The sequence below is a fragment of the Streptococcus oralis genome (assembly GCF_021497945.1).
GTDB classification, from domain to species: Bacteria; Bacillota; Bacilli; order Lactobacillales; family Streptococcaceae; genus Streptococcus; species Streptococcus oralis_BR.
In genome coordinates, this window is sequence record NZ_CP046524.1 from 80,116 (window position 1) to 96,047 (window position 15,932).

Genomic DNA, 15,932 nt, shown 5'->3' on the forward strand with positions numbered 1-15,932 from the left:
CGGATTCCTCCTTATAATAAATTTTAGATCACTTTTCCTGTCCAAGCGCTCATACCGCCTCGGACATTGATAACATCGTAGCCTTTTTTCTTAAGTTTTTTCGCAGCTAGTTTGCTTCGCACACCAGAATGACAAATGACATAAAGTGTTTCTTTTGTCGCAGGTGTATAAGAACCGATTTCGGTTAGAGGGACATTCTTGGCATTTTTGATATGACCTCTGTGAAATTCCGTAGACGTCCGAACATCTAGTAGCTGAATTGGTTCCTTGAGTTTAGCTTCTAACTCTCTGGTAGAAATACTGTCGATTTTTGTAAATAAGTGAAACATAGGCACCTCCAAATATACCCTTATGGGGTATATTAAACCATGAAGTCAATCTTTTGTCAAGCAAGTTGTTTTGACTTGGGAGAGGGCTTGGTTTTGAGAGTTTAGAAAACAGGCTATTCTTGACCTTTCAAAGTCATTTTGATATGATGGGTCCAAAGTAAGTGTGAGGTGATAAGATGGCTAGCGAATACCAGAAAATGATAGCAGGGGAGCCTTACCGTCCGTCGGCCCCAGAGTTACGGGCCTTGGCGCAGGCTTCTCGCCAAAAACAGGCTGCCTTTAACAAGGAAGAAGACCCCTTGAAGGGGGCGGAGATTATCAAGACTTGGTTTGGTTCAACCGGGCAAAATCTTTATATCAATACTCGCTTGATGGTGGACTACGGTGTCAATATCCATCTAGGGGAAAATTTTTATTCTAATTGGAACTTGACCATGCTGGATGTTTGTCCGATTCGCATCGGGAACAACGCCATGCTTGGCCCCAACTGTCAATTTTTAACCCCACTCCATCCACTGGATCCGCATGAACGTAATTCAGGGGTCGAATACGGCAAGCCCATCACCATCGGTGACAATTTCTGGGCTGGAGGTGGCGTCATTGTCCTTCCTGGAGTGACATTAGGAAATAACGTGGTGGCAGGAGCGGGGGCCGTTATCACCAAGTCCTTTGGAGACAATGTTGTCCTAGGTGGCAATCCTGCGCGCGTAATTAAGGAAATCCCTGTGAAAGAAAACTAAAAAGAACAGCCTCGGCTGTTCTTTTTATGAGCTTAATTCTTATAAATTTTTCTTCTTTTTGGCTTTTTTAGTCAAGGAAACATCGCACTGAGAAATCTTGCTTGTCAGGTAGCTTGTCAGTTGGAAATCATCTACTTGAGGATTGAGATCGACTTCGTAGACGGTTTGCAAGGATTCACCAGCATTGCTGGTATCTACTGAGATGAGGTCAGACTCGGTACAAAATTGATCCAGCGCGACCTGGATAGTATCTAGGCGGTCTTCTTTATTGGGAAGTGTGATGGTTAAGAGTCTACGACGTTGGTGATTGCTCTTGCTCTGTTGTTTTTCCAAAAGGAGCCAAATGCCTAGGATAAAGACCGTGAAGAGTACGGCCAAGAGAAGGTATCCTGTCCCTGCCGCCAGACCGATGATCATGGCTAGAAAGATAGCGATCAGCTCTCGAGAGCCACTCGTTGCAGAACGGAAACGAATGAGACTAAAGGTCCCTGCTACTGCAATCGACGTTCCGAGACTGCCATTGACGAGGAAGATAACCAGCGACATTAAACAAGGTAAAAGGGTCAAACTGATGACAAATTCCCGTGTGTAAAGAGTCCGTTGCTTGTAGGCCCAGCTGAGTGCTAGTCCTAGAAAAAGGCTGACGACAAGGGCGAGTAGGAGTTGGAGTGGGTCAGCAGTGGCGGTTGCGTCGTTGAAAATAGAGTTAAAAAGGTTAGACATAAGCGTTACCTACACTTTCTCTGATAGGTTGCGGGGCATAGGCCAGTCCTTGTGATTTATGGTAGGCGCAGGAGTGTTTTGAGAATTTTTGCTCTACCAGCCCATATTTATCAAGGATATCCTGTAGCCATTGCGGTTTGTCACCAGGCGCCTTGATTTCCATGATGACCAGGTCGTCTTCTAAGAGAGGCAGGCCTTCCTTGTCTGCAAATAGGCAGACCTGTTTATCACGATAGATCAGGTTTTGGTCAAGAGTGACACGGATTTTCTGGTAGGGGAATCCTGGTATTTTCTTTTTTTCTTTTAATGAAAAACGGTCATAAGAGATATAGATACGCGGTTTGAGAGCTTTACTGTAGCGTTGACGTAGCTTTTGAACCTCTGCTACCAGAAAGCTATCTTTGATCAGATTTTCTCCCCAACCCTTAGTGATGAGTTGGGTGATGATATTTGACTGGGATAGGACGCGGTGCTTATGACCGACACCGGCATCATCTTTTGACTTGATTTCTAGAAAGACGGGGCTGTCAGCGCTTGGCTGTGCGAGATAGGTCCGCATACGGATTTTTTCCTTCTTATGCTGATCCTGCAAGGAGTCTTGGATGAGCTGAAAATCTTCTGTATCAAAGTAGATATTGGAAATGGTAGAAGTCGGATAGTCGTCTTCGACGAGGTAGTCTTTCAAATCTTCTATTAAATCCTGTAAGTCTGTTTTAGAAACCACGTACTTGGTTTCGATCCGTTCAAAGCTTGTTTCTAGGGGTTTCATAAGCAATTCTCCTTTAGATAAATCATAGATTAAACAAGGTAAACTTGCTTGGAACAAGTCTAGAGGACATTTCTAAAAGTTTTATTAAGCGAAACTTAACTGAAACTGAATTTAAGGAAACTTTCAGAAAAGTTTTAGTTTTGTTTCAGGAATCTTCTGTAGACTGTCTAGCTATATCATACGAAGGAGAGGAAAAAGTATGAAATCAAAAAAATGGACCCTACTCGTAACGAGTTTAACGGCAATGGTGCTGATGGCAGCATGTGCCCAGTCAACAACTACATCCAATACCAATGCAACGACAAATAGTGCAACAACAACTTCAACAAAGACAAACCAATCATCCTATTTTACAGAGAAGGACAATGATACTTCTTATGATGAAAGCACAGCTTCTAAGATTGAGTTATCTGGCTCATCAGCAAACGTCTCTGGAGATGGGGTGACAGTCTCTGAATCAACAGTGACCATCACAAAATCTGGAACCTATGTGATTTCAGGTCAGTCTGACGGAGTGCAGATCAAGATCGAGGCAGATAAGTCGGCAGATGTTCATCTAGTCCTAAAAGGTGCGACCATGACCAATACCAATGCAGCGATATCTGCGACATCAGCTGGCCATGTCTATTTGACTCTAGCAGAGGGAACCACCAACAGTCTCTCTGACTCAAGCTCTAACAGCGACGAAAAAGCAGACGCAGCTCTCTTTTCTAAGGTGGATTTGACCATCAACGGGAAAGGAACTCTCAATGTAGATGGCAAGAAGAACAACGGGATCAAGGCCAATGACACCCTCCACATCACGGGCGGAACCTATAACATCACAGCAGTTGGCGATGCCTTTAATGTCAATGATGAACTCAACATCACTGGTACGACCATGACTATCGATGCCAAGGAAGATGGCGTAAAGGTGGACAATGATGAGGATACTTCAGTCGGAACCATGTACCTATCCAACAACAACATCACCGTTACAGCAGGAGATGATGGCATCCACGCTTCTGGTGATTTGGTTATCGATAGTGGTACCTACACCGTCAAGAATTCGACAGAAGGACTTGAAGGTAAGTCCATCACTATCAACGGTGGGGACATTAGCATCTATTCGACAGATGATGGAGTCAATGCAGCTAATAAAAACGCCCAACAGAGTGAAATTTTCTTCACTATGAACGGTGGGAACCTGACAGTAGAAGTCGGTCAAGGGGACACAGACCCAATCGACTCAAACGGCAATATAACGGTCACAGGCGGAACCATTAAAATGACTGGTCAAACAGGTTTTGACTTTGATGGAACTGCGACCTACACAGGCGGAGACATCTATCTCAACGGTGAAAAACAAACGGAAATCGTCAATTCTATGCCTGGAGGCGGTGGACCAAATGGAGGTCCTCAAGGAAATGGCGGTCCAGCCCCTGGCGGACAAGGATAAACAAAAAATCTCCTTTCTCGAAAGAGAAGGGAGAGTTTTTGTGTTTGAGAGATGGATTGTAGCTAAAACAACTCCCAATTAGGTCTTGAAAATTTCTTAGTCTGTTTCATATAAAAATGAGTAAAATGAATTTCCATCGCTAAGGTCATTAGAGTTGCGATAGCAATGACGATGGTAGGATTGGCTGAGAAAAGTAGAGGAAGAATAGGCCTTTAAAAAGTGGACAGGAAAGACCATTTCGGAGTATCGAGAAGAGATTTAGAAACAGCTCTAAAAGTAATAGCTATCCATTATAAGCATCAGATAATAATGTCTGGTGCTCTATTTTTTAAAGAATTTAGATTTTTTTCTTGACAAGTGAGTGATTACTCACTATAATAGCTTCTGTGATTTAAAAAGTGAGTGCCCACTCACCAAGGAGGAAGTAAATGAAAATATTACTACATTTACAAGATTTAGTAAAATCTTTTGACAATCAAATAGTTCTGAATCATGTCAGCTTTGAATTGCAGACAGGAGAAATTATAGGATTAATTGGTCCGTCTGGTGCTGGTAAATCAACTATGATTAAGACTACGTTAGGAATGGAAAAGGCTGATGGAGGCGTAGCTTTAGTGTTAAATCACACTATGCCCAATCGCTATATTTTAGGAGATATTGGCTATATGGCCCAATCAGATGCTTTATACGAGACCTTGTCAGGCCAAGAAAATCTGGAATTTTTTGGTCAGCTAAAGGGGCTTTCTAAAAAAGACCTGAAGGCGGAAATTGCTTATATAGCTCAAGTAGTAGATCTGACAGACTACTTAAACAAGGCGATATCTGGTTATTCTGGAGGAATGAAACGGCGTTTGTCACTGGCTATCGCGCTTTTAGGAAATCCTCAACTCTTGATTTTGGACGAACCGACAGTTGGAATCGACCCTTCTCTTCGAAAGAAAATCTGGAAAGAATTATTCGCGCTTAGAGACAATGGGGTTGGGATATTAGTTACTACCCATGTTATGGATGAAGCAGAGTTGACGGATAAGGTCGGCTTATTATTAGGCGGAAAAATCATTGCTTTTGATACACCGCAACACTTAAAAGAAAGTTATCAAGTTTCAAGTATTGAAGAAGTATTTTTAAAAGCAGAAGGTGAGTAAAATGAGAACAATAGCGATTGCAAAAAAAGTCATCAAAGAATTACTTCGTGACAAACGAACTCTAGCCCTGATGTTTATAGCACCTGTTTTTATCATGTGGTTGATGAACCTCATGTTTTCAGCTAGTACAACCGTGAATGTCAAGTTAGCGACACAAGATCTACCAACTGGTTTGGTAACGAAAATGGATGAGCTTGATCATGTGGACATCGAGACTTATCAAGACTTAGATCAGGCCAAAGAAGCGCTAGCAAATGAAAAAGTCGATGCTGTGATTTCTTATAAAGACGGTGAGTATCAGGTCGACTACGCAAATACAGATGCCTCCAAGACATCTATGATACGACAAGTGTTACGAACAAGTATCGCCAGTGAAGGCACCGATCAGTTACTATCTCGTGTCAAACAAGCTCTTCCACAATTGGACTCGGACGCAAAAACACCAGAAATCAAGGAGTCTTATCAGTATGGAGATGAAAATACAAGCTTCTTTACCAGTATGATTCCGGTTTTGATAGGTTTTGTAGTTTTCTTCTTTGTCTTTTTGATTTCAGGTATGGCGCTTTTGAAAGAGCGCACCAGTGGAACACTAGAACGTTTGTTAGCAACACCAGTGAAACGATCTGAAATCGTCTATGGCTATATGTTGTCTTACGGTATTATTGCGATTTTTCAAACGGCAGTTGTCGTCTTAGCAGCAATTTGGCTACTAGATGTAGAAGTTGTAGGAAGTATTTTAAATGTTATAATAGTTAATGTGGTACTGGCTCTTGTAGCACTAGCTTTTGGAATTCTCTTGTCTACTCTAGCAAAATCAGAATTCCAAATGATGCAATTTATTCCTCTCGTGATTATGCCCCAACTTTTTTTCTCAGGAATTATTCCATTGTCATCCATGGGAGAATGGGCTCCAACTGTGGGGAAATTTTTGCCATTAACCTATTCTGGTGATGCAATAAGCCAGATTATTCTTTACGGACACAATCTTAGTGATATTTTGCCAAATCTTTTTGTTTTAATGATTTTCTTGATCATTTTAACAATTCTCAATATTGTTGGATTGCGTCGTTATCGTAAAGTTTAGAAATCAACATAAATAATGCTAAAAAGGTGTGAAGATTAGATGGATAAGACTGTTTTTGAATCGTTTGAAGATTACTTAGAAGAAGCGAATTACCCTCAAGGAAAGAAAAAAATCATGCAGGCAGCAGTGGATCTCATATCAACCAAGAGTTACCATGGGACCTCAACTCTTCACATAGCTGAGCGTGCTGGACTAAGCCAGGCAACTTTGTTTAAGTATTTTAAGACGAAGGATGATCTACTGACGGCTATTTTACATCCTGTAGTCCCAGGCATTTTCGGTAGTTTTTTTGAGGAACTCTTAGCTTTTGAAACGACAGAAGAGAGGGTTCGTTATCTCGTCCACAATCGTATGAGCTATCTCAAAAAAAATCGTGCTTTGATGAAAATCATTCTGCAGGAGAGTTTTTCAAATAAAAAACTAAAAAATGAACAGATTTTTATCTGGAATGCTATTCAAGATAAACTTCGAGTACTTCATAAGGAATTGCTGGCAGATCCACGTGTAAATCCAGAGTTAACGAGTCCTCAAATGGTTCGTATTTGTGTTGGTCCATTGTTGGCTTACTTCGCTCAGCTTTATATCGTTAGCGATAATGGAGAAATAAAAGAGGAAGACTTAGACTTATTAGAAAAACAGATTTTAGGTGGTTTGTGGAAATAGAGTAGACCTAGACAAAATGGAGGCTAGATTCTATTGGTTTGGCTTCTTGTACAAGATAATATAAAAGGGTATACATTACCTGATGCAGATTCGTGCTTTTTTATTATTGAATTTGGTATTTTGGTGATAGTCCTCAATCACTTTACTAAAACAGAAACCGACCTCTCCAGCAGTGCAACGATTTCTTAAATGTATGGAAGAGGAGTTTTCTGGCTTGCTAAAGACAACTCCTTGACACTCCGTCAGCTTTTGATACAATAGTACAAAATTAGAGGAGGTGGGCTATGATTCAGAAACATGCGATTCCCATTTTGGAGTTTGATGACAATCCCCAGGCGGTCCTTATGCCAACACATGAGGGGCTAGATTTAAAGTTGCCAAAGAAGTGTATCTATGCATTTTTGGAGGAGGAGATTGACCGCTACGCTCAGGAAGTAGGGGCGGATTGTGTTGGTGAGTTCGTTTCGGCCACCAAGACTTATCCAGTCTACGTCCTCGACTACAAGGGCGAGGAGATCTGTCTGGCTCAGGCGCCCGTGGGCTCTGCCCCAGCGGCCCAGTTTATGGATTGGTTGATTGGCTATGGTGTGGAGCAAATCATTTCCACTGGAACCTGTGGCGTCCTAGCCGATATAGAGGAAAATGCCTTTCTCGTCCCTGTTCGCGCTTTGCGAGATGAGGGGACCAGCTACCACTATGTAGCGCCTTCTCGTTATATGGAGGTGCAGATTGAGGCTATCTCTGCCATTGAGCAAATTTTGGAGCAAAGAGACATTCCTTACGAGGAAGTTATGACCTGGACGACAGATGGTTTTTACCGAGAGACGGCCGAAAAGGTTGCTTATCGTAAGGAAGAAGGCTGTGCTGTTGTGGAGATGGAGTGCTCTGCTCTTGCGGCAGTTGCCCAACTACGTGGTGTTGTCTGGGGGGAATTGCTCTTTACCGCAGATTCCTTGGCAGATCTGGACAACTACGACAGTCGTGACTGGGGCTCAGATGCTTTTGATAAGGCACTCGAACTCTGTCTTGCTATTGTGCACCACATGTGAGTATTCTGACTGTTTTTATGGTAGAATGTAGCTATGTTATTCAAATCTTTTTTGGAAAAAATAAATACGACTCTGGCTCGGTTATCACCAGCCCGTCGCATCTTTTTAAGTTTTGCCCTAGTGATCTTCTTGGGTTCTCTCCTTTTAAGCCTTCCCTTTGTGCAAGCAGCAACGTCACAAGCGACCTACTTTGACCATCTCTTTACGACGGTGTCCATGGTCTGTGTGACAGGGCTCTTCACCCAGCCGGTGGCTTCGACTTATAATATCTGGGGCCAGTTGATCTGTATGATTTTGATCCAGATTGGTGGTTTGGGGCTCATGACCTTTATCGGAATCTTTTATATCCAAGGCAAGCAAAAGCTCAGCCTTCGTGGTCGTGAGACTATTCAAGAAAGTTTCAGTTATGGAGAAACCCAGTCTCTAAAGGACTTCATCCGCTCAATCTTTCTGACGACTTTTCTGGTGGAAGGAATTGGTGCCTTTCTCTTGAGTTTCCGCTTTATTCCTGAATTTGGCTGGGGACGAGGGATTTTAACCTCTATCTTTTTGGCTATTTCAGCTTTCTGCAATGCTGGATTTGATAATTTTGGTAGTACGAGTTTGGTAGCCTTTCAAACGGATCCCTTGATCAATCTAGTGATTGCAGGTTTGATTATCACGGGTGGGCTAGGATTTATGGTCTGGTTTGATTTAGCGACCCAGTTTGGAAAAAGGAAAAAACGCCGCCTACGTTTCCATACCAAGTTGGTTCTCCTTTTAACGGCGGGAATTTTGCTCTTTGGAACCGTATCGACTCTCTTAATTGAGTGGAACAATCCTGGGACGATTGGAAATCTCAGCGCTCCAGAGAAACTGCTAGTTAGTTTCTTCCAGACCGTCAGCATGAGAACGGCTGGTTTTGCTTCCATTGACTACACCCAGGCTCGACCAGTTACCTTACTGATCTACATCTTGCAGATGTTTCTGGGCGGGGCACCTGGAGGGACAGCAGGGGGGCTCAAGATTACGACCTTTTTTGTCTTGTTGGTCTTTGCCCGTAGCGAACTATTGGGCTTGCCTCATGCCAATGTGGCTCGGAGGACCATTGAACCCCGAACCGTGCAAAAATCTTTCAGTGTCTTTATTATCTTCTTGCTGACCTTCTTGCTGGGCTTGATCCTACTAGGGATAACAGCAGAAGGAAATCCGCGCTTTATCTACCTCATGTTTGAGACCATTTCAGCCCTTGCGACAGTTGGGGTGACGGCAAATTTAACGCCGGAGCTAGGCAAGATAGCCCTCAGCATCGTTATGTTGTTGATGTTTATCGGTCGTATTGGTCCCTTGACACTACTGGTCAGTGTAGCAGAATACCAGCCAGACAAGAAAGATACGATTCACTATATGAAAGCAGATATCACCATTGGGTAAGAAAGGAAGAACGATGTCAGATCGGACAATTGGAATTTTAGGCTTGGGAATTTTTGGGAGCAGTGTTTTGGCTGCCCTAGCCAAGCATGACATGAATATCATTGCTATTGATGACCACGAGGAACGCATTAATCAATTTGAACCCGTGCTGGCCCGTGGGGTAGTTGGGGATATCACGGATGAAGAACTCCTTCTATCAGCGGGGATTGACACCTGTGATACCGTAGTTGTCGCAACGGGTGAAAATCTGGAGTCCAGTGTTCTCGCGGTTATGCACTGTAAGAGTCTAGGAGTGCCGACCGTCATTGCCAAGGTCAAAAGCCATACAGCTAAAAAGGTGTTGGAAAAAATTGGTGCAGACGCAGTCATTTCACCAGAGTTTGAGATGGGGCGCTCATTGGCGCAGACCATCCTCTTTCATAACAGCGTAGACGTCTTTCAGCTGGACAAGAATGTATCGATTGTCGAGATGAAAATCCCTCAATCGTGGGTAGGTAAAAGTCTCAGTCAGTTAGATCTACGTGGGCGATACAATCTCAATGTACTAGGTTTTCGTGCCTACGAAAACGCTCCTCTGGATGTCCAATTCGGACCTAATGACCTCTTGCAGGCAGATACCTATATCATGGCCGTCATTAATAACCAACATTTGGACACCCTGGCTGAACTGAGTGAGTAGGAGAGGTCTGAGATTAACCTCAATTTGAAATAAAGGCGTAAAATCCCTTTACAAATCTAGCTTTTCATGGTACAATAGCCTTTGTGTGAAATAGCAGCAGGAAAGCATGAAGCTCGTCAACAGGTGTCTTATGACAAGTAACCTTGGCTGTTTAGGCGAAGGGCATCTGCACGAATCAGGGCTTTCTAAGTGACTATTTCCACCGAAATATTATTTATATCAGGAGGACATACACATGTCACGTTATACAGGACCATCTTGGAAACAAGCTCGTCGCCTTGGCCTTTCACTTACAGGTACAGGTAAAGAATTGGCACGTCGTAACTACGTACCAGGACAACACGGACCAAACAACCGTTCTAAATTGTCAGAATACGGTTTGCAATTGGCTGAAAAACAAAAACTTCGCTTCACTTACGGTGTAGGTGAAAAACAATTCCGTAACTTGTTCGTACAAGCTACAAAAATCAAAGGTGGAATCCTAGGTTTCAACTTCATGCTTCTTTTGGAACGCCGTTTGGATAACGTTGTTTACCGTCTTGGCCTTGCGACTACTCGTCGTCAAGCTCGTCAATTCGTAAACCACGGTCACATCCTTGTTGACGGAAAACGCGTTGATATCCCATCATACCGTGTAACTCCAGGTCAAGTGATCTCAGTTCGTGAAAAATCATTGAAAGTTCCAGCAATCCTTGAAGCAGTAGAAGCTACTCTTGGACGTCCAGCATTCGTATCATTCGACGCTGAAAAATTGGAAGGTTCATTGACTCGCTTGCCAGAACGCGACGAAATCAACCCAGAAATCAACGAAGCACTTGTCGTTGAATTCTACAACAAAATGCTTTAAGATAAGACTTTATATTGTAAGAAGCCTACAAGAGTGGGCTTTTTGCTTTGTCTCAAAAGGTTGATTTCTGGGTTTGCTTAGTATTTGGGGAATCATTTTTACTCAGGAAGAATGTTTCGAGTTTTAGTGTAAAGAAATCAACTCTTTTAGGCGACTTTTCCGCCCTCATTTTCTGCTTTTGTGCTAAAATAGATTTATAAATTTAAGATAAGGGATGTTTATGAAATCAGGGAATGGATTTTTGAAAGGCTGCCTCTATTTCTGGGGAGGTTTGATTCTACTGGGACTCTTGGCTGAGTACGCTGTCCCCTTGGCAATCTGTAGTCTAATTGGTATTGGTGCTTATGTACTCTATCGACGCAGGGGTAATAATCGTTCAGTAGAAGATCAGATTGAACTTTTAAAAGCGCGGATTCGCCAAGCTGATAAAGATATCCAGCAGTTAGAGGGGACCCTGTCTGAAAAAGGACCAGCGGTCTATAAAAGTCGAGCCAGTCAGGTGTTGCTTGAACTGAGTGAGATTCATCAAGAAGCCAATCAGTTTAAATCTTATATTGGTGATTCTGTTTATGGTCGAATTGATAAGAAGGTTCGCTCAGTAAGGGCAACTATCAATGTTCAGCTAGAGCGTCTGGAAAGAGACAGTCAGATAGATATTGAGAATATGGAACCTGAGGAAGTGGCGCCAGAATTGGCTCAGACACTCGCCAATATTGCGCGTGACCATCAGGAAATTATAAATAAAATCGAGGCTTCTGATTTTGGAGACAAGGAAGAATTGGCGACCATTCATAATTTAAAGATGGAAAAATTTCAGACCGTTTTAGAGGGTTATTTGAAGATTAAGGTAAATCCTAAGAACTATAATCGATCTGAGGAACGCTTGGAACAAGCTAGAGTAGCTATCGAACAATTTGACCTTGAGCTAGACCAAGTTTTGAGAGAACTAAATGAAACAGATATGCGCGATTTTGATATTAGCCTGCGTATCTTAGGAAAAGATCGCAAAGAATAGGGTAGAAAAAAGGAGTAACCATGACAGAATTTAATTTTGATATTGATCAGATTGCCAGTAATACAGTGGCTAAAGTGGACAAAACCACTGAAATCATCGGGACCAACACAGGTTCAGTCCAGACCATCACCTTTCTTGAAAAGCTAAGTCCTGAACAGCAAGAGAGAATCAAGGCGCGTGTCCCTCAGCTGGTGGATCAGTTTGTCACAGACCAAAATGCTCTCTTGGACTTTGGTCAATCAGCGGTGGAAGATGTCAATGGTACGGTTAACCGTATCTTGACCGAGCAGAAGAAACTGCAAATTCCACAGGTGGATGATTTGTTGAAAAATACCAACCGCGAACTCCAAGGTTTTGTAACCAAGTACAAGAATGCTGAAATTGCAGAATTGGAAGAAAAGCCAAACTTTTTGCAAAAATTGTTTAAAAAGAGCCAAAATAGTCTACAAGAATTTTATTTTGACTCAAAAACAGTGGAGCAAAAACTAGATGGTATGGCTGCAGCAGTGGTCAAGCAAGAAGATGTGCTTGCTCGAAATATTGTTTCTGCTGAGATGTTGATTGAGGACAATACCAAATCCATTGAAAATCTAGTGGGAGTTATTTCCTTTATCGAAGCCAGCCAGACAGAAGCTGGGAATCGCGCTGCAGAATTGAAGGCTCAAGTTGATCAATTAGATGCAACAACGGTAGAATACCAGATGAAGTCCCAAGAATTAGCTCGTATGGCTGAAGTGGTCAATACACTGGAACAACAACATACAGAGTATGTCAGCCGCCTTTACGTAGCTTGGACGACGACTCCACAGATGCGCAATCTTGTCAAAGTTTCGTCAGATATGCGTCAAAAATTGGGCATGCTTCGCCGCAATACCATTCCAACAATGAAACTCTCGATTGCCCAACTTGGTATTTTGCAACAATCAATCAAATCAGGGGTCGTAGCGGACGCCATCTCCAATGCCAATAATGCAGCCCTTCAGATGTTAGCTGAAACCAGCAAGGAAGTGATACCGCAGATGGAACAGATTGCCCAAAGTCCAACAGTCGCCGTCGAATCTGTCACCAAGCTGGCTGAAAGTCTTGTTGCTCAAAACCAAGGCATTGTCGCAGCGATTGAGTTGGGACGTCAGAAACGTGCCCAACTAGAGACAACGATCGTCAAATCTGCAGAAATGATCAACGATTCTGTCAAACTCCGCGATGAGAAAATCGTCCAAGCCCTTCTAGACCAAGGAAAGGCTGCGCAGAAAGAAGTACAAGAATAAGAAGAAACTCGACTTGCTATTTGACTTGCATTTTCAAAGTTGACGCCTATAGGGTTAATCTAGTCAAGAAAATCTTATAAGATTATAAAATTTTTAAGAAATTAGCAGTAAGTATTGCCAAAAAACTCATCGGAAGTCATTCATTTTAAGGTTACGAGGGAGAAGATTGGATATGGCGATAGATAAATTGATTTATTTAGCTATTTTGTCAGTGGTGGGAGTCTTTGTTTTCAGAAAGATGATTAATCCATCCAGGGGACCGAGATATCACTTGAAAACAATCCTTTTTGCGATGGGGGTCAAAGAAATACCAAAGACAACAGAGCTTGGCGGACACATGTTTACATCAAAGGCCAAAAGAAAATGGATTCTGCCTTGGGAATTTGATGTATGGGAGCAGGTTGATCTGTTTGAGAATGGGATTGTTTTGAAAAGGTATAAAAAAGAAAAATCCATATTTTTTCATGAATTATATGCTATTGAGCCTCTACTGCTTCATTCCCTTTTTGTAAAAGGGAAATACTTTGGCTACGTGTTCGAGTGTAAAGACAAAAGTAATTTCATCTTAAATAGTCGAGATCTATGTGATTTGGATATCTTTATCAATGAACTCTGCTCGCTATTCCCATCAGAAAAAGGGGAGGCGGTTGTCATGGATGTTGATAAAAAATCAGAAATTTAGCAAATGCAACAATTATTATTTGAAAACGATAAAAAATAGGCAAGAGAATTTATTCTCTTGCCTATTTTGCATATCCAAATCAGTTACTTAGTTCAAAAAAGGTAGTGAAAAAGGTAGTGATTCGAATGATTTATATTGCAATGTACTGAAATTAACAAAAAGAAAAAACGCTTAAAATAAGCGTTTTTCTTATGTATTGATTCGTAATGAATGCTTATTTAACTTCTGTAAACACAACGTGTTTGCGAAGTTTTGGTGAGTATTTCTTCAATTGAAGACGGTCTGGAGTGTTACGTTTGTTTTTAGAAGTAAGGTACAAGCGTTCACCAGATTCTTTGTGTTCAAGTGTAATATTTACGCGCATGGTATCTCCCTTCTATTATTCAGCTGATGCAGCTTTAGCGATTTTACGTCCTTTGTAGTATCCTTTAAGTGATACACGGTGAGAACGTGAGTAATCTCCAGTAGTTTCGTCAAAGTTTACAGATGGAGCTGTTACTTTGTAGTGTGTACGACGTTTGTTTTTCTTCGCTTTTGAAGTGCGACGTGCAGGTACTGCCATTTTGATTTCTCCTTTAGGTATTTAAATTCGATTCAATCTACTGATTTTCATCAACCATACTAGGATAACACATTTTTTTTGTAAAGTAAAGTTACTTGACAAAAAAAGATGAAAAAATTCTCCCGTCCGACCCAGCAGACAGGAGAAGGTGTTAAATATCAATCTCAAATGGTTCGTCAATGGTTTCTGATACGTATTTTCCGTCTTTCTTCCGTTGCTTGACACATTCTGTGAGGAGATATTCGATTTGCCCATTGACTGAACGAAAGTCGTCTTCTGCCCATGATGCGAGTGCAGCGTATAACTTTGTTGAGAGTCGAAGGGGAATCTGCTTTTTTTTAGCTTCAGCCATCTTTAGTAAAGACTTCCTGCGTTGACAATTGGTTGTGCATCATGATTGCCACAGAGAACGACTAAGAGATTTGAAACCATGGCAGCTTTTCGTTCTTCGTCAAGCTCTACCAATTCTCCTTCATTGAGACGTTCTAGTGCCATTTCAACCATTCCTACAGCACCATCTACAATCATCTTACGTGCATCAATAATAGCTGATGCTTGTTGACGTTGAAGCATAACAGCTGCAATTTCTGGTGCATAAGCTAGATAAGTGATACGTGCTTCAAGGATTTCCAAGCCGGCATCTTCTACGCGACTTTGGATTTCTTCACGAATACGGTTAGCTACAATTTCGCTAGAGCCACGGAGACTTCCTTCATCTGCTTGCCCGTCACCCGTAGTATCCACATTAGGAGACACATCGTAAGGATAGATGCGGACAATATTACGAAGGGCGCTATCACACTGCAAAGAGAGATATTCCTTGTAGTTATCAACGTTGAAGACTGCCTTAGCGGTATCGACAACTCTCCAAGTTACCGCGATACCGATTTCTACGGGATTTCCTAGACAATCATTGATTTTTTGGCGAGAATTACTCAAGGTCATAACCTTGAGGGAAATCTGTTTCTTGCCAATTTCAAGGTTTACATCATTGCCATTTGATGATTTCATTCCTGAAAAAGGAGATTTTGTGCTAACATCACCACTTTGACCAAGTCGAGTGTGGTTTGCAGGGTTGACTGCTATGCTAAAAGGATTGACAAAATAAAAACCAGGTTCTTTGATGGTACCTGTATAATTACCAAAGAGGGTCAAAACCAGAGCTTCCTGAGGTTTGACAACTTTTAAACCAGCATGAGCTAGAACTGAAATTAAGATTAATAAAAGACCGATAATAATTCCGAAAATGTTTTCTGAACCAGCACCCATTATAAATACAAAAACACCAAGTACGAGTGCTAACTCAATTAGAATCAATGCGAATACACCATTTGGTTTTGAATTGATGAGCTTTTCAGTCATAAGAATGACCTCCTGTTTCATGATATCTAAATGATATCACTTTAATTTATAAAGTCAAGAAATAAATGTAACATTTTTAAAGAAAATATTACTGTATGGAATTTTCTGAAAATTCAAGAATTTTATTCTGTTCTTCATGCGGAAATTGTGCTATAATGGTAAAA

The 15,932-nt window shown here is 41.7% G+C and carries 19 protein-coding genes and 1 pseudogene; 12 read left to right on the plus strand and 8 right to left on the minus strand.

Going from position 1 to position 15,932, the window contains the following annotated elements; genetic code table 11:
• Window positions 1-23 precede the first annotated feature (23 nt).
• Window positions 24-329 (minus strand): rhodanese-like domain-containing protein, encoded by a 306-nt coding sequence (locus GOM47_RS00415; protein ID WP_235080720.1) that lies wholly within the window; start codon window positions 327-329, stop codon window positions 24-26.
• 176 nt (window positions 330-505) lie between these two features.
• Here GOM47_RS00415 and GOM47_RS00420 point away from each other — a divergent pair, with 176 nt between their 5' ends.
• Window positions 506-1,069 carry a sugar O-acetyltransferase gene (locus GOM47_RS00420; protein ID WP_235080721.1) on the plus strand — a complete coding sequence of 188 codons (564 nt, stop codon included), beginning with the start codon at window positions 506-508 and terminating at the stop codon, window positions 1,067-1,069.
• Window positions 1,070-1,108: 39 nt separating this feature from the next.
• Here the strand turns inward: GOM47_RS00420 and GOM47_RS00425 are convergent, their stop codons facing one another.
• Both GOM47_RS00425 and GOM47_RS00430 read right to left on the minus strand, forming a co-directional pair.
• Window positions 1,109-1,792, minus strand: a complete 684-nt coding sequence (locus tag GOM47_RS00425) for a DUF4956 domain-containing protein (protein WP_235080722.1) — start codon at window positions 1,790-1,792, stop codon at window positions 1,109-1,111.
• Window positions 1,785-2,561, minus strand: a complete 777-nt coding sequence (locus tag GOM47_RS00430; RefSeq protein WP_235080723.1) for a polyphosphate polymerase domain-containing protein — start codon at window positions 2,559-2,561, stop codon at window positions 1,785-1,787. The genes GOM47_RS00425 and GOM47_RS00430 overlap by 8 nt, the downstream gene beginning before the upstream one ends.
• Before the next feature lie 199 nt (window positions 2,562-2,760).
• Between GOM47_RS00430 and GOM47_RS00435 the strand changes: the two genes are divergently transcribed.
• Window positions 2,761-3,999, plus strand: a complete 1,239-nt coding sequence (locus GOM47_RS00435; protein ID WP_235080724.1) for a carbohydrate-binding domain-containing protein — start codon at window positions 2,761-2,763, stop codon at window positions 3,997-3,999.
• Between the two features lie 62 nt (window positions 4,000-4,061).
• Here GOM47_RS00435 and GOM47_RS09660 read toward each other — a convergent pair.
• Window positions 4,062-4,196: pseudogene (locus tag GOM47_RS09660) on the minus strand (low temperature requirement protein A); the annotation flags it as partial.
• A 231-nt stretch (window positions 4,197-4,427) separates the two neighbouring features.
• On the opposite strand from GOM47_RS09660, the gene GOM47_RS00440 reads away from it, so the two are divergent.
• The 10 genes from GOM47_RS00440 to GOM47_RS00485 all read left to right on the plus strand — a co-directional run bounded on the left by GOM47_RS00440 (window position 4,428) and on the right by GOM47_RS00485 (window position 13,844).
• Complete coding sequence (locus tag GOM47_RS00440) at window positions 4,428-5,144, plus strand: ABC transporter ATP-binding protein (RefSeq protein ID WP_235080725.1); 717 nt, start codon at window positions 4,428-4,430, stop codon at window positions 5,142-5,144.
• A 1-nt stretch (window position 5,145) separates the two neighbouring features.
• Window positions 5,146-6,228 carry an ABC transporter permease gene (locus GOM47_RS00445; protein ID WP_235080726.1) on the plus strand — a complete coding sequence of 361 codons (1,083 nt, stop codon included), beginning with the start codon at window positions 5,146-5,148 and terminating at the stop codon, window positions 6,226-6,228.
• A 39-nt stretch (window positions 6,229-6,267) separates the two neighbouring features.
• On the plus strand, window positions 6,268-6,891 hold the full coding sequence (locus GOM47_RS00450; RefSeq protein ID WP_125827636.1) for a TetR/AcrR family transcriptional regulator: 624 nt from the start codon (window positions 6,268-6,270) through the stop codon (window positions 6,889-6,891).
• Window positions 6,892-7,175: 284 nt separating this feature from the next.
• On the plus strand, window positions 7,176-7,940 hold the full coding sequence (locus GOM47_RS00455) for a nucleoside phosphorylase (protein ID WP_235080727.1): 765 nt from the start codon (window positions 7,176-7,178) through the stop codon (window positions 7,938-7,940).
• 33 nt (window positions 7,941-7,973) lie between these two features.
• On the plus strand, window positions 7,974-9,353 hold the full coding sequence (locus GOM47_RS00460) for a TrkH family potassium uptake protein (protein ID WP_235080728.1): 1,380 nt from the start codon (window positions 7,974-7,976) through the stop codon (window positions 9,351-9,353).
• A 13-nt stretch (window positions 9,354-9,366) separates the two neighbouring features.
• Window positions 9,367-10,032, plus strand: coding sequence for a potassium channel family protein (locus GOM47_RS00465; protein ID WP_001283883.1), 666 nt, complete (start codon window positions 9,367-9,369; stop codon window positions 10,030-10,032).
• Between the two features lie 235 nt (window positions 10,033-10,267).
• Window positions 10,268-10,879: a 30S ribosomal protein S4 gene (gene rpsD / locus GOM47_RS00470; protein WP_000092756.1), complete on the plus strand. Its 612-nt coding sequence runs from the start codon at window positions 10,268-10,270 to the stop codon at window positions 10,877-10,879.
• 220 nt (window positions 10,880-11,099) lie between these two features.
• The gene (locus GOM47_RS00475) at window positions 11,100-11,894 is read left to right on the plus strand and encodes a hypothetical protein (protein ID WP_235080729.1); all 795 of its coding nucleotides are present in this window, start codon (window positions 11,100-11,102) and stop codon (window positions 11,892-11,894) included.
• Between the two features lie 20 nt (window positions 11,895-11,914).
• A complete protein-coding gene (locus GOM47_RS00480) occupies window positions 11,915-13,162 on the plus strand; it encodes a toxic anion resistance protein (protein ID WP_235080730.1) in 1,248 nt (415 codons plus the stop codon).
• 172 nt (window positions 13,163-13,334) lie between these two features.
• On the plus strand, window positions 13,335-13,844 hold the full coding sequence (locus GOM47_RS00485) for a hypothetical protein (RefSeq protein ID WP_235080731.1): 510 nt from the start codon (window positions 13,335-13,337) through the stop codon (window positions 13,842-13,844).
• A gap of 214 nt (window positions 13,845-14,058) precedes the next feature.
• On the opposite strand, the gene rpmG is transcribed toward GOM47_RS00485, so the two are convergent.
• The 4 genes from rpmG to GOM47_RS00505 all read right to left on the minus strand — a co-directional run bounded on the left by rpmG (window position 14,059) and on the right by GOM47_RS00505 (window position 15,768).
• Complete coding sequence (rpmG, locus tag GOM47_RS00490; RefSeq protein ID WP_001265622.1) at window positions 14,059-14,208, minus strand: 50S ribosomal protein L33; 150 nt, start codon at window positions 14,206-14,208, stop codon at window positions 14,059-14,061.
• Between the two features lie 15 nt (window positions 14,209-14,223).
• Complete coding sequence (gene rpmF / locus GOM47_RS00495) at window positions 14,224-14,406, minus strand: 50S ribosomal protein L32 (RefSeq protein WP_000290417.1); 183 nt, start codon at window positions 14,404-14,406, stop codon at window positions 14,224-14,226.
• Window positions 14,407-14,557: 151 nt separating this feature from the next.
• A complete protein-coding gene (locus GOM47_RS00500) occupies window positions 14,558-14,758 on the minus strand; it encodes a PTS ascorbate transporter subunit IIC (RefSeq protein WP_000796544.1) in 201 nt (66 codons plus the stop codon).
• Window positions 14,759-14,760: 2 nt separating this feature from the next.
• The gene (locus tag GOM47_RS00505) at window positions 14,761-15,768 is read right to left on the minus strand and encodes an SPFH domain-containing protein (RefSeq protein ID WP_235080732.1); all 1,008 of its coding nucleotides are present in this window, start codon (window positions 15,766-15,768) and stop codon (window positions 14,761-14,763) included.
• Between the last annotated feature and the right edge of the window lie 164 nt (window positions 15,769-15,932).